Raw genomic sequence first — 16,496 nt, forward strand, 5'->3', positions numbered from 1 at the left:
GCGCGGGCTGTCGCTGACGGCCGGCACCGGCGAGACTGAGTCCCGTCCGCCAATCACGCGGATCAATGGATCGGATGGTCTGGAGGCAGCCTGTGTCCACCCTCGTGTCCCCGCTGGCCACGCTCGGCGCGATCCGCCGGCGTACCACCACCCTCGCCCTGCTCCTCACCATGGTCGCCGCCGCGCTGGTCGGCCCGTCCGTGGTGGCCCCACGGTTGACCGACTCCGCGTCGGCGGCGGTCTACAGCTCCTGCACCATCAGCCGCTGCGCGGACGCGGTGACCGCCCGCTCCGGCTGGTCCGCCAAGGGCTTCCCGACCAGCCGCGGCTGGTACTCCTGGAGTGGCGGGCTCTCCAACTTCGCCGGCGGCCGGTTCTACAACAACGAGGGTCAACTGCCCGCCAACGCCACCTACTACGAGTACGACGTGTACCCGCGTACCCAGGGCGCCGCCCGCGACGCGTACCGGATCGTGGTGAACCGCAGCACCGGGGTCACCTGGTTCTCGCCCAACCACTACACCGACTTCTACCGGCTCTGACCGACCCGAGGGCCGGCCGGTCGCGGTCGGCCGGCCCTCGAGGCGTCGCCCCGGCCGGATCGGGAGGCACATACGGCCGGTCGCGGTCGGTGACGGCCGTCGGGGTGGTTGCTCCGATGAGCGTTATGACTCTGCGGAATGAATATGACTCTGCGGTATGTCGCTCTCAGGAGTGATCGGGGCCGGACAGTGCCGGGGGCACCGGATCGCGCCTCGTGGCGAGACCACGCCAGGACGGCCGGGCCGAGGACAGCCAGCCGATGGGCCGAGGACGGCCGGGCTGAGGACAGCCAGCCGAAAAGCCGCCGCTGACTGTGCGGGTGCTCAGTTTCCGACAGTCGGGGCCGCCTGCGAGGCGCGGTGACGGTGGTGGTGACGCTCGGGTGACGGCCCCTTCGCGATCCTCGTGCCCAGCCGGGCGGCGTGCCCTGGCCGGGGCAGCGGGGAGGCCGGTGCGGTGGACTTCGTCGACGGGGTGCTGGTGCGGTTGGCCGATCCGGGCACCCGCGCCACCGTCTTCGACGACGCGTCGCTGGCCCACCTGGTCGAGGCCGCGTACGACACCGAGGCGATGCCGGTCGCGCCCCCGTACGCGGCGGTCTTCGACGAGCTGACCCTCGGCTTCGCCGCCGCGCCCGCGACCCTGGCCGAGGGGGAGTGGCTGGGCTCCGGCGGCACCACCCGTACCGAACTGCGCGTCCGGCTGCACGGCCTCGGCGGGTCGGCGCTGCGCATCGACGCGCTCTGGCGGGGCAGCCTGGTGGTGCGCACGAGCCTCGCCCGGGACCGGGTCGAGGACCTCGACGTGGCGGTGCCGGCCTTCGACGTCGACCCGCAGATCATCGCCGACCTCGGCGCGTTGCCGACCGACCCGGCGCTGTTGGAGACCGAGCGTCGTACCCGACTGGTGGCCCGGCTGCGCGCCGGCCTGCACCAGCCGGCCGCGTTCACCGACGCGCACCTGGACCGGCTGCTCGCGGGCGTCGGCGCCGCGAACGCGGGTGACCTGGTGGCGCGGATGCGCGGGCAGACCGCCGGCGCCACCGTACGGCTGCGCTACGCGGCGCCGCCGGCCGCGCCGCCCACACCCCGTCCGCTGCCGTTCGCCGCCGCCGTGCTGATCCGCGACCGGGGCTTCTCCCTCGCCGACCTGCTCGTCGAGACGCGGCTGGTCCGGGCCCGCGCCGAGGAGTTGGGCCTGGACGTGTCCGCACCCGACGACGTCCGGCGGCGGCACCGGGTGGTCGCCGTCTGGGTGGTCCCCATCGAGACGTTCGACGACGACGGTTGGCCCGGCGGTGACGCCGGCACCGCCGCGCAGAAGCGGGCCACCCGGTTCGCCCGCGCCGGCCAGTGGCTCGCCCGCAGCGGCATCGGACTGGCCGCCGTGACGACCTGAGAACCCAGACCAGCAGCAACTTCGTCCGGGAGGACCCGTGGCACCGACAGCAGCATTCCCGTTCATCGAGGTCCGGATCGTGCCGCCACCGGCGCCGCTGGCCCAGCGCTCGCCGGGCGTCATCGCCGTGGTGGGCAAGGCGCCGTCCACGGCCGACGGTGGCTCCGCCCCGGCGAACACGCCGGTCCGGATCGAGACCCTCGACGACGCCGTGACCAACTTCGCCCGCCGGCAGGCCGGCAACGTGGTCCGCAACGCCCTCTACAACTCCCTGGAACTGGCGTTCCTGCAGGACCCACGGCCGGCGAAGGTGTACGGGGTCAAGGTCGCCGGCGACGACTACGCCGCCGCGCTCGGCGGTCTGGAGGCCGCCGACGACGTGACCATGGTGTCGCTGGCCAACGAGTCGACCGTCGGCAACCCGGCCGGAGCCGGAGCGCCCACCGGGTTGCAGGCGCTCAAGGCGCACGTCGAGACGATGTCGGCCGCCGGCCAGCGGCGGATCGGCTTCGCCATGGTCAACCCGGCCACCGAGAAGAGCCCCAGCTACGTCACCGACATCACCACCGCGGCGAACCCGCTCAAGAGCAGCACCAGCCGGATGGTGATGATCGCCGCCCGGGGCGCCGACGGCGACGCCGCCACCGCCGCCATGGCGGCCGTGGCCGGCCTGCCGGTGCACCACAGCATCGTGCTGAAGAAGATCCGTGGGGTGGCCATCGGTGTGGCCAAGCAGTACAGCCCGGCCGAGATCAAGGGCCTCTCCGAGGCCAACCTCACCCCGATCATCGACCCGACGCTGATCACCGGCGAGAGCCTGCACTTCGCCGACGGGCGGCTGTTCACCACCGATGCGAGCCTGCTGCACGTCGACCTGGTCCGCACCCTCGATGCGATCGAGTTCATGCTCCGCGCCGGTCTCATCGGCCTGGTCGGCGACGCCCGCATCACCAAGCCGGGCATGACCCTGCTCAAGACCCAGGTGGACGGCATCCTCGGCCCGCTCAAGCGGCAGGCGGTGATCGACGACTACCGCGTCGAGATCCCGGTGCTCGACATCCTCACCATCCCCGAGGCCGCCCGTACCGCCACCGACACCTCGATCGTCACCGCCGCCCGGGCCGACCGCACCGTCGACCTGGTCGTCACCGTCACGTACGGCCCGGCCGTGAGCCGCCTGCTGGTCACGCTCGTGGCCAAGTTCTGACCGGAGGAACCAGACCATGGAGTGGAAGACCCGCCTCGCGGTGCAGTACACCAAGGGCACCGAGACGGTGTTGATCAGCCCGATCGACTCGTTCAGCCCGTCCTTCTCGCTCAACGTCGAGGCGCTGCACTCGTGCGAGGTGACGCACATGGGCGTCATCCACGCGCCGGTGTCGATGAACTTCACGATGACCGTCAAGGCGATCGGGGACGTCGCCGGCCGGCTCACCAAGTTGGCGCTCGACGGCGAGCTGTTCGACATCGCGCTGCTGGAGCACACCGGCGACGACTGGGCGTTCTCGTCCTTCGTGCTGCGGGACTGCCTGATCACCAGCGCGACACCCACCACCGCCACCATCTCCGGCGCCCCGGCGGCGACCTTCAGCGGCTTCAGCCTGGCCGCCTCGGTCGACCCGAAGACCGGCGACCCGTCCGTCCTGCCGTAACCGACACCGACGAGGAACCGGAGGTAGCAGATGGCGACCGGAGCTGGCCGCGCCGCCCGGGTCACCCGTACCGGGCTGGCCCTGGTGCACGCGGGTGAGCTGGTGCTGCCGGCGGCCGGCAGCGAGGCGGAGGCCGAGCAGGTGGCCGAGGACGATCGCGCGGTCATCGCGTACCACTTCCCGGTGGAGATCGAGGTGGTCGCGGCCGGAGGCGCCCTCGACGCCGACGCGCTCGCCGACCTCGCGCTGGCCCGCCTCGCTGAGCACCTGGACGGGCGGTTCTGACGGTGGCCATCTCGGTGCACGTGCCGGTGCGGATCCGGCTGGTCGCCCGGTCGGTGACCGAGCGGCCGGCGGCCGTGACCGAGGCGCTCGGCGCGGCCCTGGCCCGCGCCCTGGAACGCTCCCGGCAGGAGGTGGTCGCGCCGCGCGGCGGCTATCTGGAGGTACGCGCCGAAGCGCCGGACTTCCGGTGGACCGGCGCGGCCGCCGAGCGGGTGTCCCCGGACGACCGGCGGGCCTTCGAGGCCCGGCTGCGCCGGCGCATCGACGAGGTGGTCGGCGCGGCGCGGCTGGACCCGGGGCTACCCGCCGGGGTGGCCGCGCCGCTGAGCCGACCGGCGACCGAGCTGTTCGACCCGCAGCGGATGCGGCACCTGCTGGCCGTCTACCGGGTGCCGTCCTACGACGACGGTGGTGACGCGGCCGAGGTGCCGGTGGACGGCGACGAGCCGCCCCGGGTGACCTACCAGTGGCTGCTGCGCCCGGCCGCCTACCTGGCCAGTCACCTCGGCGAGCTGGGCCGGGAGGCGGTACGCCAGCACGGCGGCCTGCCGTCGGGCACCCCGCAGGGAGTGATCGCCCGCGTCGTCGGCTCGGACGGACGCCCGGTCTGGGCGATCATGGTGAACACCACGCCCTGGTCGGCGCTCACCTTCGAGCGCTTCGGCGAGACGGTGTTCCGGGCCACCCCGCAGCCGCACTTCGAAGTGGAGGAGCGGGTGCCCAGCCCGCAGCCCGGGACGGTGCAGCGGCGGCCGGTCGCCGATCGGAGCGCGCTGGTCGCCATGGTGGACGAGGAGTTGAGCGCCGACATCCGGCAGCGGCTGCGGACCGCTTCGCCGCGCGGCGAGACCACCAGCGCCGAGGAGTACCAGGCGCAGATCGAGCGGGCCGTCGACGCGGAGGTGACCCGGCGGGTCGACGCGATCCTTGCCTCGGTGGGCGGGGCGACGCCGACGTGCCTGGTGGTGGTCAGCATCGGCGGGGTGTCCCTGCTGCTGGTCGGCACCGAAGAGACCGACGCCACCCTGCACTGGACCGGCACGGCCAACCTGCTGCCGATCACCATCGAGCAGCACCCGGCGCCCCCGCCGGACCCGAACGCGCCACCCGGCGGCGGCACGAGCACCGGCGCGGGCACGGGTACCGGCACGGGGACGGGCGCGGGCGCGGGCACCGGCACCGGGGCGGGCACGGGCACCGGGTCCGGCAGCGGGTCGGGCGGCCCCGGCGGCCCCGGCGGCCCCGGCGGCCCCGGCGGCCCCGGCGGCCCCGGCGGCCCCGGCGGCCCCGGCGGCCCCGGCGGCCCCGGCGGCCCCGGCGGCCCCGGCGGCCCCGGCGGCCCCGGCGGCCCGGGCACCGGCACCGGCCCGGGTGGTGGCGCCGGCGGTACCGGGGACGGCAGCGGCGGCGCTCGGCGGGGCGGGTTCGTCTTCGACCCGAGCAGCCCGAGCGCGCCGGCCGGCGCCGAGGGCAGCCGATTCCCCGTCGTCGGGGGCGGGCACTCGACGATGCCCGCGTGTGCGGCATTCAACGGCGAGCCGGAGCTGGCCGCCCTCGGGCCGGACGGCGACGAGCTGCGTCGGCTGATGGACGACATCGCGTTCCGGCTGCAGATGGGCGAGCCGTGCCGCTATCCGGCGAACTTCTGCCTCCAGGCCGCCGCCGTGCTGCGCGGCCGGGCCGCGGCGATCAGCCTGCTCGTCGGCGCGGCCGAGCGCGAGGCGTTCACCCGACCCGTCCCCGAGGGCTCCGGCCGCCTCGGGCCGCTGGACTTCCGGCCGGTCGCCTCACCGGCCGTGCAGTTCCTGCGCCACCTGGCCGGCGTGGTGCCCCGCCTGGACCACCTCGCCCAACTAGTCATGCGCCGCTACAGCCAACCCGAGCACTTCGCCCGCGTCCAGGGCGGCTGGATCGACACGTCCGCCTCCTGGAACCTGCACTTCGTCCAGGCGCTCAGCCCGGCCGTCAAGGCCGCGGTGGGGCAGCTGTTCATCGTCGGCAGCCAGGCCATGCTGGTGCAACTGCTGCTCAGCTCGCAGACCGGCATCAACGCGCGGATCACCCACTTCGACCGGTACGCGCCGATCTTCGAGCGGTTGATCGTCTCCCAGCTCACCGACTACGCCGAACTGCAGGGGCTGCGCGAGCGGCTGCGCCGGCACGAGGCGGCCCGGTGGACGGCCGAGCACACCGACGCCGGCGGCGGCGTCCTCGCCACCGTGAGCATGGCCAACCCGTCCACCGCCTGGTACGGCGCGGCCCGCGCCATCTCCACCGCGTTCCTCGCCACCGAGACCGCCCTGACCAGCCCCGGCGCGGCCGGTGAGATCGTCGAACGCGACGGCGTCCCGCGCATCCGCGACTCCCACGCGGTGCTGTGGACCCTCGCCGAGATCGAACAGGCGCTGGTCATCCAACGCGGCGAGGCCGAGGGCGTCGACCCGCTGGTCAAGCAGATCACCGACCTGCCCGACGTGCTGGCCCGCTTCGCCGGCAACCGGTCGGCGATCCGCGACGAGCTGTGGCGGGTACTGCAGGACATGCGGCGCACCAACACCGAGATGCTGGGCCGCGCCCGCACCGACGCGCGCTTCGCCTTCCGGTCCAGCCGGATCAGCGAGCACATCCCGTCGGCCACCATCGCCGGCGGACGCTTCGCGTTGCAGGGCATCCACCTGGTCACGCACCAGCAGATCGGCGAGTTCTTCGGCGGCAACCTCTACTACGCCACCGGCGTCGACAGCCTGTTCAGCACCGAACTGGGCCGGGAGGCGCTCAGCGCGTTCGCCATCATGGTGGGGATCATCGCGCTGTCGCTGCTCTGCCCGCCGCTGGGCTTCGTGGTCGGGGTGGCCGTCGCCGCCGTCGACGTGGCGCACGCCCACCAGCGGGCCCGCCTCTACTCCTCCATGCTCGACCCGGAGCTGGTGCTCACCCGCACCGAGGTCGAGGTCGAGCTGTTCGCCGCGTACCTCGGGCTGGCCCTGTCGCTGATCCCGGAGGCCGGCACCATCGGCGGCGCGGCCGTGCGCGGCGGCCGGGTCGCGCTGCGCTTCGGCGTCCGCGCCGGGCTGCGCGCCGCCCGGGGGTACGTGGTACGCCGGGTCACCCGGCAGATCGTCGAAGCCGCCTCCCGCGACCTGCTCCAGGGGTTCCTCACCGAGATCCTGCTCAACGAGGTGCTGGAACGGGTCGTGCAGAAGCTGATGGAGCCGATCCTCGCGTACGTGGAGCGGGAGGCGATGCTCAGCGGCGCGGTCGGCGGCCCGGAGGGTGCCCGGTTCATCCTCATGGTGCTCGACTCGCAGCACGCCGCCGCGTCCGGCCCGCGCGTGCCGGTGGTGCGGCCGTGACCGGGCCCCGCCGGTTCCGCGCCGGCCGGTTCCTCGACGCCGCCGCCGTGCACGCCGCCGCCGACGCGAACCCCCGGTTGCGCCGGTTCATGCGGACGATCGCCGAGCACAGCGAGGCCGGCGAGGTGCGGTCCCAGCGGCTGCTGGAGCACCTCATCCGCCGCATCGTCGACGACGTGGGCGACCTGCACCTGGGCAACGCGCTCAACCGGCTGGAACGCATCGCCGTCCTGCGGGACAACATCGCCGCGATCCTCGACCACGTGCTGGAGGGTGGCACCCTGCCCGACGGGGTGCGGGTGGCGACCCTCGGGGAGTACTTCGACCAGCTCAGCACCGAGATGCGCGAGCTGAGCCGACCTCGCGAGGGCATCGTCGGTGACGCGCCGCTGCGGCTGGCCGACGACGCTGGCGCGTACGCCGAATCGCTGCTGCGCGAGTTCGACGGCGGCGGCGCGGCCGGCCGGCACGCCGAGCCGGCCGCGATCGTCGGTGACGCGTTCCGGGCCATGCCGGCGGACCGGCAGGCGGCGCTGCGCCGCGCCGCCGAGCTGGAACCGGCCGCGCTCTGGCGCGCGGTGGCCGCCGAGAGCGAGGGTGGCAAGCGGGCCGCCGTCGCCGACCTCCAGGCCCGCCTCGGCGGCCGGCTCACCCCCGACGAGCTGGCCCGGCTGCGCACCGCCGTCGACGACCTCGGTCGGGCCCGCTCGCGCGGCCTGCAGATGAGCGACGCCCGTCTCGCCGAGGCCCTGGCCCGCATCGGTGACCCGGAGCTGCGGGCCGTGGTGGCCGGCGGCGACGTCTGGCTCACCCAGCAGCTCGCCGTGCACAACCCGGAGGCCCTGGCCACCCTGTGGCGGCGGTTCCGTGACCGGGGCGGCCGTGCCGACGACGGCCCCGGCTTCCGCGCCTACCTGCGCCACGACATGGTCACCTACGGCCGGGGCGTGCTGGGTGAGTACAGCGCCGCGTTCTCGCTGAGCAGCATCGAGCTGTTCCTCAAGGGACCGGACGCCAACGTCAAGGTCGCCGGCACCGACCTCGTCGGCATCGGCCACGACGGCTGGGTGTGGCTCCTCGACGACAAGTCGCACCGCTCGAGCAGCGTCGCCGGGGTCAGCGCCCTCACCGACAACCTCGTGGTCAACCTGCGCCGCGACGCCGCCGACTTCCGCGACGCCATCGCGCGGCTGCAACGCGACGACCCCGGCTTCACCCCCGACCCGCGCATCCTCGACGCGATCTCCCGGATGGAGGACGCCGCCGCCGAGATCGACCGGATCAACCGGCGCGGCTCCGCGTCCACCCGACCCGCCCGCATCAGCGCGGCGTTGGCGGAACGGCGGCTGCGGCTGCGGGTCACCAGTGCCGCGGGTGAGGTCCGCGAGATCACCCAGGCGCTGCGCGACCTGGGCCTGGCCGTCCAACCCACCGGCACGCCGGTGCCGCTGCCACCCGTCGGAGGGCGTTGAGCATGGCCATCACCAGCAGCTTCATGCGGTACGACACGGTGCCGTCGGCGATCATCAGCGACGGGGTGCTGCCGATCCCGCTCTGGGCGGTCACCTCCATCTCCCTCGCCCAGACCTACCACCTGCCGCCGATCGGCTCGACGGCGCACAAGGCCATCGTGGCCACCCACGACGACACCATCACGCTGACCGGGGTGCTCGTCGGCGCGGAACGCTACGCCTGGAAGTTCGCCCTGGAGACGATGGCCGAGGCCAGCAAGCGCGGCACCGCCCTCGCGGCGTACTCCGGGGGGAAGTTCGGCGGGCTCATCCTCGTCACGTCGATGACCATCCGCACCGACATGCAGGTGCAGTCACTGACCTTCAACGCCTCGGCCGCCCGCCGCGACGTCCTGGACACCACCATCACCCTCGTCCACGTGCCCCGTCCCAGCCTGCTCGGCAAGCTGCTCGACGTGGCCAGCATCGGAGTCGGCGCGCTCGCCGACGGGTTGGGCAACTGATGCCACCGTTCCCGATCGACCGCTACCTGCTGCCGGAGACGCCCATCGAGGTGCCCCCCGGGTTCACCGAGGTCCGGCAGAGCCTCACCGCCGGCCTGCCGCACCGCGTCGAGCTGGGCGCCGGCGTGCACGCGGTGCTGATCCTGCCCACCGGGCTGGCCCGGCAGTGGCTGAACACCGACCCGCTCGCCGTGGTGAGCACCTCCGCCGACGACCTGACGCCCCGACCCGCGCCCCCGGCCGTGCCCCGGCCACCGGCGCTGGTCGGTCGGGTGCCGCTGCGCCTGGTCGTCCGCCAGGGCACCCGGATCCTCGGCTCGGTGCCGCTCGCCGCGGGCCTGCGCCGGGTCTGCCCCGACGCCGGCGCCTCGACCGGCACCACCGGGGTCGCCGTCGAGGTGGTCGTGCTCGCCTGGCTGCTGCACGCCGGCACGGTACGCGGCTCCGGCGACTACGGCTCCACGCTGACCGTGGCCTGGCGGCCCGCCGACCGCGCGGTCGACACCTTCGGACCGCCGCCGATCAACGAGTTCGTCTGGCGTCGCCGCCCACCCGCGCAGCGCGTCGAGTCCGAGCTGGGCCCCGGCAGGCTGCGCTACCGCTACCTGCTCGACAAGAAGATGCGGAGGGTGCTGCGGTGACGCTCACGCCGTTCCAGACCGGCCAGGTGCGCCAGGGCGCGGTCGGCAACGACGCCGGCTGGACCCTGACGTTTCACCGGGAGACCTCGACCGGGCTCAGCCCCGACGTCGCGCTCACCCTGTCCAGCGCCGACTACTACGCGGCCATCGACGCCGCGCTGCCCGACGGGCTGGGCCCCGGCGCGTACACGATCACCGTCCAGGGGCTGATCGACGAGCACTTCGCCGCGCTGCGCACCGCCGAGGGGCAGCCGCCGCTGGTGGCGAAACTGCACCTGTACTGGCGCGACGCCAACACCTCCGTCGGTGCGTTCTTCACCAACCTGGTCGGCGTCAACGCCGGCCCGACCCCGGCCGAGCTGACCCAGGCGCTGGTCGCCGTGCTGCGGGTGACGAAGGTGCGCCGGCTCACCGGCGAGCGGACGTACGACACCGAGCTGACCCTCGTCGAGCAGGCGTACGCCCGGCTCGGGCAGCGCGTCGCCGAACGGTTCGAGGCGGCCACCTTCAGCGCCGCGATCCAGGCCATCGGCGAGCGGACCCGGGTCGACGTGACCGGGTGGGGCGCCAACCCCGACGGCACGATGACCCGGGGCGCCACCGAGGCGGCCGGCGACGAGCGGGTCGCCTTCGGGGCGGGGCTGCTCTACCGCGCCGCGCTGGAGCGCATCGGCGGCGCGTTGCAGCAGTCGCTCAACGCGTACGGGCGGGGGATGCTGCTGATCCGCGACGGCACCGTGCACGTCGGGAAGCGGCCGATCCCGTACCCGCAGGGGGAGCCGAAGCCGCTGACCCTCGCCACCGGCCTGCTGGAGTGCACCGAGAACGGCACCCAGGACACCGACCCGTACGCGGCCACCGAGGCCGGCGGCACGGCCGCACCGCGGCGCAGGGCGTGGACGCTGACCCTCAAGGGCCGCCCCGACCTGAAGCCCGGCGACCTGGTGCGCTTCGATCCGCCGGCGACCGACGAGGCCACCACGCTGGGCAGTGTCGGCGCGGCGCTGCTCGGCTCGTTCGCCGCGCCCTTCGCCCCGTCGACGGGGGAGCTGGGCGCGGGAGCGAAGGTGCTCTACCTCAGCGCGGCCCGGCACACCCTCTCGCGTACCGCCGGGTTCGTCACGGTCGTGCAGGGCGTCGAGGTCACCTCGGGCGCCCAGGCGTGGGACACCTGGAGCGACGCGTCCGGTGTGGCCGTCGCCGAGCCCGCCGGCCCGGCGTCGTCGCCCGGGGTGGCCGCCGCCGAGGCGGTGCGCCGCGCGGCCCGCGCCGCCCGGGGCGAGACGCGCGGCCTGGAGATCGGCGAGGTGCGCGCCGCCGCCACCAACGCCAGCGGCGCGGTCGAGCCGCCCGCGCAGACCGAGACGGTGTGGGAGGGCCTGGTCCGCCCGGACGGCCGGCCCAACGCCGCCCGCCGTCTGCCGGTACGCCGGGAGCAGCCCGCGCCGCTGCCCGGGGTGACCTATTTGACCCCGTTCGCGTGGGGCGGCTGCGGGCTCATCCTGCCCCGCTACCCGGGCACCCGGGTGGCGCTGGCCTACCGCAACGGCGCCCCCGACGACCCCGTCGAGGTGGGCGCGCTCTGGCCCACCGGGCACGCCCCGGTGTCGCAGCCGGGGGACTGGTGGCTGTCCCTGCCGGTCGGGGTGGCCACGAACAGCCGCTCGTCGATCGGCGACACGGTGGTGCCCGCCGACCACGACGGCAAGGTCACGCACGACCTCACCGACGGCGACGGCAACCGGGTCATCGAGCTGGGCGAGCTGACCGTGCGGGTGGGCCGCGCCCAGTTGCACGGGCGCGGGCAGCGCCCGCCACGCGCTGACGTGGCCGACAGCATCACCATCGAGCACGCCGCCGGCGGATCGTCGATCGTCATGAAGCAGGACGGCTCGATCACCATCACCGGCACCCGGATCGACCTGGACGCCGGCGACGGCGCGGTGAACATCAGCGGCGGCACCGTCAACATCGCCGCCGACGACGTCGACGTCCAGGTCGACAACGCGATGAACGTCCACTGAGGAGAGCGACATGGCATTCGTGCTCACCACGTCGAGCAACGTGCACTGCCCCAACCAGGGGAAGGTCTCTCCGACCGGGCAGGGCAGGCTGACCGTCGACCACAAGCCGGTGGTCCGCCTCGACGGCATCAACGGCAGGTCGGTGGCCGGCTGCACCATCACCACCAGCAACTCCACCAAGCAGTGCAGCACGGTGACGTCCGCGACCGGGACAGCGGGCAAGCTCACGGTCGGCAGCGTCGCCGTGGCGCTGGACTCGCTCAGCGGCGCCACCGACGGCTCCAGCCCCGGACTGGCCGCCACCGCCGGGCAGAGCAAACTGAAGGCGGTCTGAGATGGACCGCACCGAGCGCGAACGGCAGGCTGCCCAGCGCCGCTACCTCGGCTGGGGCCTCGCCTTCGAACCCACCATGGCAGGGGTGGACCTGGCCCGCGACATCGTCTTCGACGACGGCCCGAACGGCCGGGCACTGGCCCTAGTCGAGGGCACCGGCAACGTGGCGCAGAGCCTCGCGGTGGCGCTGACCACGCTGCGCGGCTCGAACGTCTTCGACGCCACCTTCGGCTTCGACGGGCTCAACGCCCTCGCCGAGCAGATCGAGCCGAACCTCATCCGCGAGCAGGTCCGCATCGGCATCATCACGCTGCTCGACCGCGACCCCCGGGTCCGCAAGATCGTCGACGTGAACCTCGACGACGGCCGACTCGGCGCGGGCCGTGCCGACGACGCGGCGGCCGCCGCGCTGCGCTCGTCCCGCACCCTCCAGGTGCAGGTCCAGTTCGAAACCATCACCGACGACCGGCTCTCGGTGCATCTCGGGGAGCTGCCCAGTGTCTGATCCCACCCTCCCGGCCGAGCTGGCCGACGTCCTGGCCGTCGACGCCGCCGCACTGCGGGCCACCGGCTCGACCGGTTTCGGCATCGTCGAGAGCGGCTTCGTGCCGAAGTCCTTCGCCCGGTTGCTCGCCGAGAAGCTGGCCACCGCCCGACTGCTCTTCGGCGAGGACGTCGACCTGACCAGCGGTGCGGTGCTGCGAAAGGTCCTCGAACTGGCCGCCCTGGAGGACGCCCGGCTGTGGGCGGCGCTCGGCGCCGTCTACGACAACTCGTACGTGGTGTCGGCGACCGCCGACGCGTTGACCCGCCTCGGCGAGGAACTCGGCATCGCCCGGCCGTACCTGCCCGCGCGGGGCACGGTGAAACTGAAGCTGAAGGCCGCGCTGCCCACCGGCCACAGCCCGCTCACGCTGCCTCGGGGCGCCCGGCTGTCCACCCCCGGCGGGCACCACGTGGCACTGGACGAGACAGTGGTGCTCTCCGCCGCCGTCGGCGAGCGCGAACCGGCCGTCGCCGCCTTCTATCCCGGCCCGGCGCACAACCTCGACCCGACGCAGGCCAACCAGAGGATCGACCGCTGGAACCGGGCCGACACCCTGCTGGCCGATCTCGACGACGCCGAGCAGGCCGCCGGCAAGGAACTGGTCGAGATCACCCACACCGTCGCGCTGACCGGGGGTGAGCAGCAGGTCTCCGACGCCCGCTACCGGCAACTGCTGCTGGCCGCGCCCCGCTCGATCTGGACGGCCGAGGCGATCGGCCTGGCCGTGGCCACCGTCCCCGGCGTACGTCAGGTGCAGGTCTTCGACGGCCGGGGCGGGCTGGACCTCAACCAGTCCATCTTCGGCAACTTCAACTTCATCGAGCGGGTCTTCAGCACCGAACGCGACCTGGGCAACCCGTACTACGTCACGGTGCTCGTCGCACCGACCGCCGCCGCCATCTGGGACGGGCCGGACGGGCTGCACGCCGCCGTCGAGTCGGTCATCGAGGACCTGCGCCCGGTGGGCATCTTCGCCTCGGTGGACCGGGCCGACGAGGTCGGCATCGGCGTCGAGGCGGACCTGGTGATCCGTGGCCTGCCGCTGCCCACCGGTTCGAAGGAGACGGTGAACGCGTCCACCGCCGCCACCGAGCTGCGCGCCCGGCTGCACGCGCGGCTGCGCCGCTACGTCGACGAGCTGCCCTTCGGTGAGCCGGTCCGGGCCGCCGAGGTGATCTGGACGCTGATGAACGAGCCGGGCGTCGCCGACGTACGCGGGCTGCGCCTCGTGCGCTTCCCGGCCGACTCGGCGGTGGTGGTGACCGGCAGCGCGCCCACCGGCGACGGCGTGCAGCGGTTGCCGGTCGGCGACAATGCGGTGCTCGCCGCCAACCAGGTGCCCGTCTACGTCGACCGGGACGATCCCCGGCCGTTCCGGATCGTCTGAGCGGGGGCGCGATGACCGACATCCGGGTGCCGGTGGACGGCGCCGACCCGTCCGTCGAACGCAACCTCGTCGACCAGTTGGAGGGCCCCTACCCGGGGACCGTCCGCCGGGTCGTCGTGCCGCTCGCCACCACCGGCGCCGCCGCGGTGGACTGGACCAGCCGACACCCCCTGCTCACCGTCGTGCTGCGCCGTGACCTGGTCGAGGAGACCGTCCGGGTGAGCGTCACCGTCGACCCCGGCGGCGCGGGCCAGCGGGTGCTCCCGCCGGTGGTCTTCGCGCCCTGGTCCGCCGCCGGGGCGTCGGTGCCGGCGTACGCGCCGGACACCGCCGACGAGCCGTTGGTGGCGCCGTTCACCGTCGCCGTGACAGCCGAGCGGGCCGTCGACGGCGCCGCCGCCACCGCGCTCACCGGTGCGGCGCTCACCGGGCTGGTCGAGCTGGCCGTGCTGGAGGGCAACCTGGGCCGGCTGCTCTACCTGGTGTCGTACGAGAAGCACCGGCTGCGCCGCGCGGCCCGGGAGGTGCACGCGTACCGGACCCTCGCGCACGCCCGACGCGATGCGCTGGACCGGATCGGCGCGGACGTCGGGGTGGCCCGGTTCGTCGACGAGCTGGTGCACGAGCCGGCCAGCGGCGACGTGTACGCCCGCCGGCTGGCGCCGCCGGCCCGCGAACCGGACGCCGCGTACGCCCACCGGTTGGGGCTCTACCGGCGGTTCCTGCTGCCCACTCCGGACGCGATCCGCCGGCTGCTCAACGGCCCCGGCGCGGACACCGACCCGAACGCGGGGCTCTTCGCCGACCTGCCCGGCGGCGCCCGGTTCACGCTGCGCGAGGACGACGACCGGTTCGCGGTGGCGATCCGGCTGGTCGCCGCCGGTGATCCGCAGCACCGCACGAACTTCCTCGCCCAATTGCGCCGCGACCGCCTGGTGCTGCCCGCCAACACCCCGCCGAACAACACCACGCACGCCGGCCGGGCGCTGCCGTCCGGCCGGCTGGCCGAGGTCACGGCGCTGCGCGCCAGCCTGCGGCAGTCGTACGCCTTCGACAGCGCGCACGCCGTCGCGCCGCCGCTGGCCACCGCGCTGGACCGGGCCGGGCGGGTCTGCCGGGCCCTCGGCTCGACGATCGTGTGGCAGGTGACCCGGGCCCAGGACGACGCCGGTGGCAGCCGGTACGAGCTGGGTCTCGGCGTGGACGTGAGCTGGCCGACCCCGGCGCAGGCCACCGACCTGCGCAACCGGGTGCTGGACACCGGTCGCGCGGTCACCGGCGACCGGACCGCCGAGGCCCTGATCGCCGCCGCCCGGGCCGCCGGTGTGCCCACGGTGGCCGCCGACGGTGAGCTGGCCTGGCTGTGGCGCGTGTGCGGGGTGCAGACCGCCCACCGGATCAGCACCACCAGGATGTACCTGTCGCACCTGCCCACCCGTGGGCTGGCGGTGACCGCGCCGACGGTCGCCACGGTCGGCGCCGACGCGGCAGTCGAGGCGCAGTTCCACGCGCCGGGCGATCCGGGTGGCAACGCGCTGCTGCTGGCCGGCCTGGCCGCCGCAGCGACGGCCTGGACGGGCGCGGGGGAGCCGGCGTGGACGCCGATGACCGACGCGGCGGCCCGGACCCGGTGGGCGGGCGTACCGACCCGGCCGGCCGGGCAGCCGGTCGACCAGGTGCTGGCCGCCGCCGGCCTGCCCGCCGTGCGCGACCCGGCGCCCGTGGTGGCCGCGCTGAACCGGCTCCCCGACGAGCTGGTGGAGACCATCGAGCTGCCGGCGGCGCTGGCGTCCGCGCTGATCGCCGGTCAGCCGACCGCCGCCGACCGGCTGGCCCGGCTGGTCGGCCTGCTGCGCGACCAGCATCTCGCCGCCGCGCTGCCGCTGGTCGACACCGGCAACCGGGTGCTGCTGGTGTGCAGCGTGATCGGACTGCCCCAGGCCGGGCTCAACCTGGCCGAGCGGCGGGCCACCGGCTTTCGCTGGTACACCGTGGGGCTCGGCGGCGGCAGCGCGGACATCAAGGCGGTCGGCGCGCGGACCACGCTGCGCCCCACCCACGCCGGTCTGGTCGCGGTGGTGGCGCTCTCCTACGTGCGCACCGGGCTGACCGACCCGTACGAGTTCCGGGTGGAGCTGCCCGATTCGGTGGCGTTGACCCTGGCCCAGTACGAGCGGCTGATGAACACGCTGACGAGGGTCTGCCCGCTCGGCGTGGAGATCAACACCTTCGGCATCCGGCGTGACCACGTCGACCTCGACGCCGACGGCGACGCCGAGCCGCTGCGCCCCGCGGTGGCCCGCACCTTCCGCACCTTCCAGCAGCGCCGGCACCGCGGCGTGTACGACCAGCTCTGA

General features: G+C 74.3%; 14 protein-coding genes. All 14 read left to right on the forward strand.

Annotation, left to right across the window (positions count from 1 at the left end; translation table 11 throughout):
* Positions 1-92 precede the first annotated feature (92 nt).
* Positions 93-542, forward strand: coding sequence for a ribonuclease domain-containing protein (locus OG505_RS08530; RefSeq protein ID WP_405432310.1), 450 nt, complete (start codon positions 93-95; stop codon positions 540-542).
* Positions 543-999: 457 nt separating this feature from the next.
* On the forward strand, positions 1,000-1,941 hold the full coding sequence (locus OG505_RS08535) for a hypothetical protein (protein ID WP_405432312.1): 942 nt from the start codon (positions 1,000-1,002) through the stop codon (positions 1,939-1,941).
* Positions 1,942-1,978: 37 nt separating this feature from the next.
* Positions 1,979-3,148, forward strand: a complete 1,170-nt coding sequence (locus OG505_RS08540; protein WP_405432314.1) for a hypothetical protein — start codon at positions 1,979-1,981, stop codon at positions 3,146-3,148.
* Between the two features lie 16 nt (positions 3,149-3,164).
* Positions 3,165-3,593: a hypothetical protein gene (locus tag OG505_RS08545; protein WP_234582446.1), complete on the forward strand. Its 429-nt coding sequence runs from the start codon at positions 3,165-3,167 to the stop codon at positions 3,591-3,593.
* Positions 3,594-3,623: 30 nt separating this feature from the next.
* On the forward strand, positions 3,624-3,878 hold the full coding sequence (locus OG505_RS08550; protein WP_088989350.1) for a hypothetical protein: 255 nt from the start codon (positions 3,624-3,626) through the stop codon (positions 3,876-3,878).
* 2 nt (positions 3,879-3,880) lie between these two features.
* Positions 3,881-7,231 (forward strand): hypothetical protein, encoded by a 3,351-nt coding sequence (locus OG505_RS08555; RefSeq protein WP_405432316.1) that lies wholly within the window; start codon positions 3,881-3,883, stop codon positions 7,229-7,231.
* Positions 7,228-8,703, forward strand: coding sequence for a hypothetical protein (locus OG505_RS08560; protein WP_405432319.1), 1,476 nt, complete (start codon positions 7,228-7,230; stop codon positions 8,701-8,703). The genes OG505_RS08555 and OG505_RS08560 overlap by 4 nt, the downstream gene beginning before the upstream one ends.
* Positions 8,704-8,705: 2 nt before the next feature.
* Positions 8,706-9,206 (forward strand): hypothetical protein, encoded by a 501-nt coding sequence (locus tag OG505_RS08565; protein ID WP_405432321.1) that lies wholly within the window; start codon positions 8,706-8,708, stop codon positions 9,204-9,206.
* Complete coding sequence (locus tag OG505_RS08570; RefSeq protein ID WP_405432323.1) at positions 9,206-9,847, forward strand: hypothetical protein; 642 nt, start codon at positions 9,206-9,208, stop codon at positions 9,845-9,847. The genes OG505_RS08565 and OG505_RS08570 overlap by 1 nt, the downstream gene beginning before the upstream one ends.
* Positions 9,844-11,871, forward strand: coding sequence for a hypothetical protein (locus OG505_RS08575; protein WP_405432325.1), 2,028 nt, complete (start codon positions 9,844-9,846; stop codon positions 11,869-11,871). Before OG505_RS08570 ends, OG505_RS08575 begins: the two co-directional genes overlap by 4 nt.
* A 10-nt stretch (positions 11,872-11,881) precedes the next feature.
* Complete coding sequence (locus tag OG505_RS08580) at positions 11,882-12,205, forward strand: hypothetical protein (protein WP_405432327.1); 324 nt, start codon at positions 11,882-11,884, stop codon at positions 12,203-12,205.
* A gap of 1 nt (position 12,206) precedes the next feature.
* Positions 12,207-12,710 (forward strand): hypothetical protein, encoded by a 504-nt coding sequence (locus tag OG505_RS08585; protein ID WP_405432329.1) that lies wholly within the window; start codon positions 12,207-12,209, stop codon positions 12,708-12,710.
* Entirely contained in the window at positions 12,703-14,139 is a 1,437-nt protein-coding gene (locus OG505_RS08590; protein WP_405432331.1) for a baseplate J/gp47 family protein, read from the forward strand. The genes OG505_RS08585 and OG505_RS08590 overlap by 8 nt, the downstream gene beginning before the upstream one ends.
* An 11-nt stretch (positions 14,140-14,150) precedes the next feature.
* Complete coding sequence (locus tag OG505_RS08595) at positions 14,151-16,496, forward strand: hypothetical protein (protein WP_405432334.1); 2,346 nt, start codon at positions 14,151-14,153, stop codon at positions 16,494-16,496.

The organism is Micromonospora sp. NBC_00617 (assembly GCF_045161355.1).
GTDB lineage: Bacteria > Actinomycetota > Actinomycetes > Mycobacteriales > Micromonosporaceae > Micromonospora.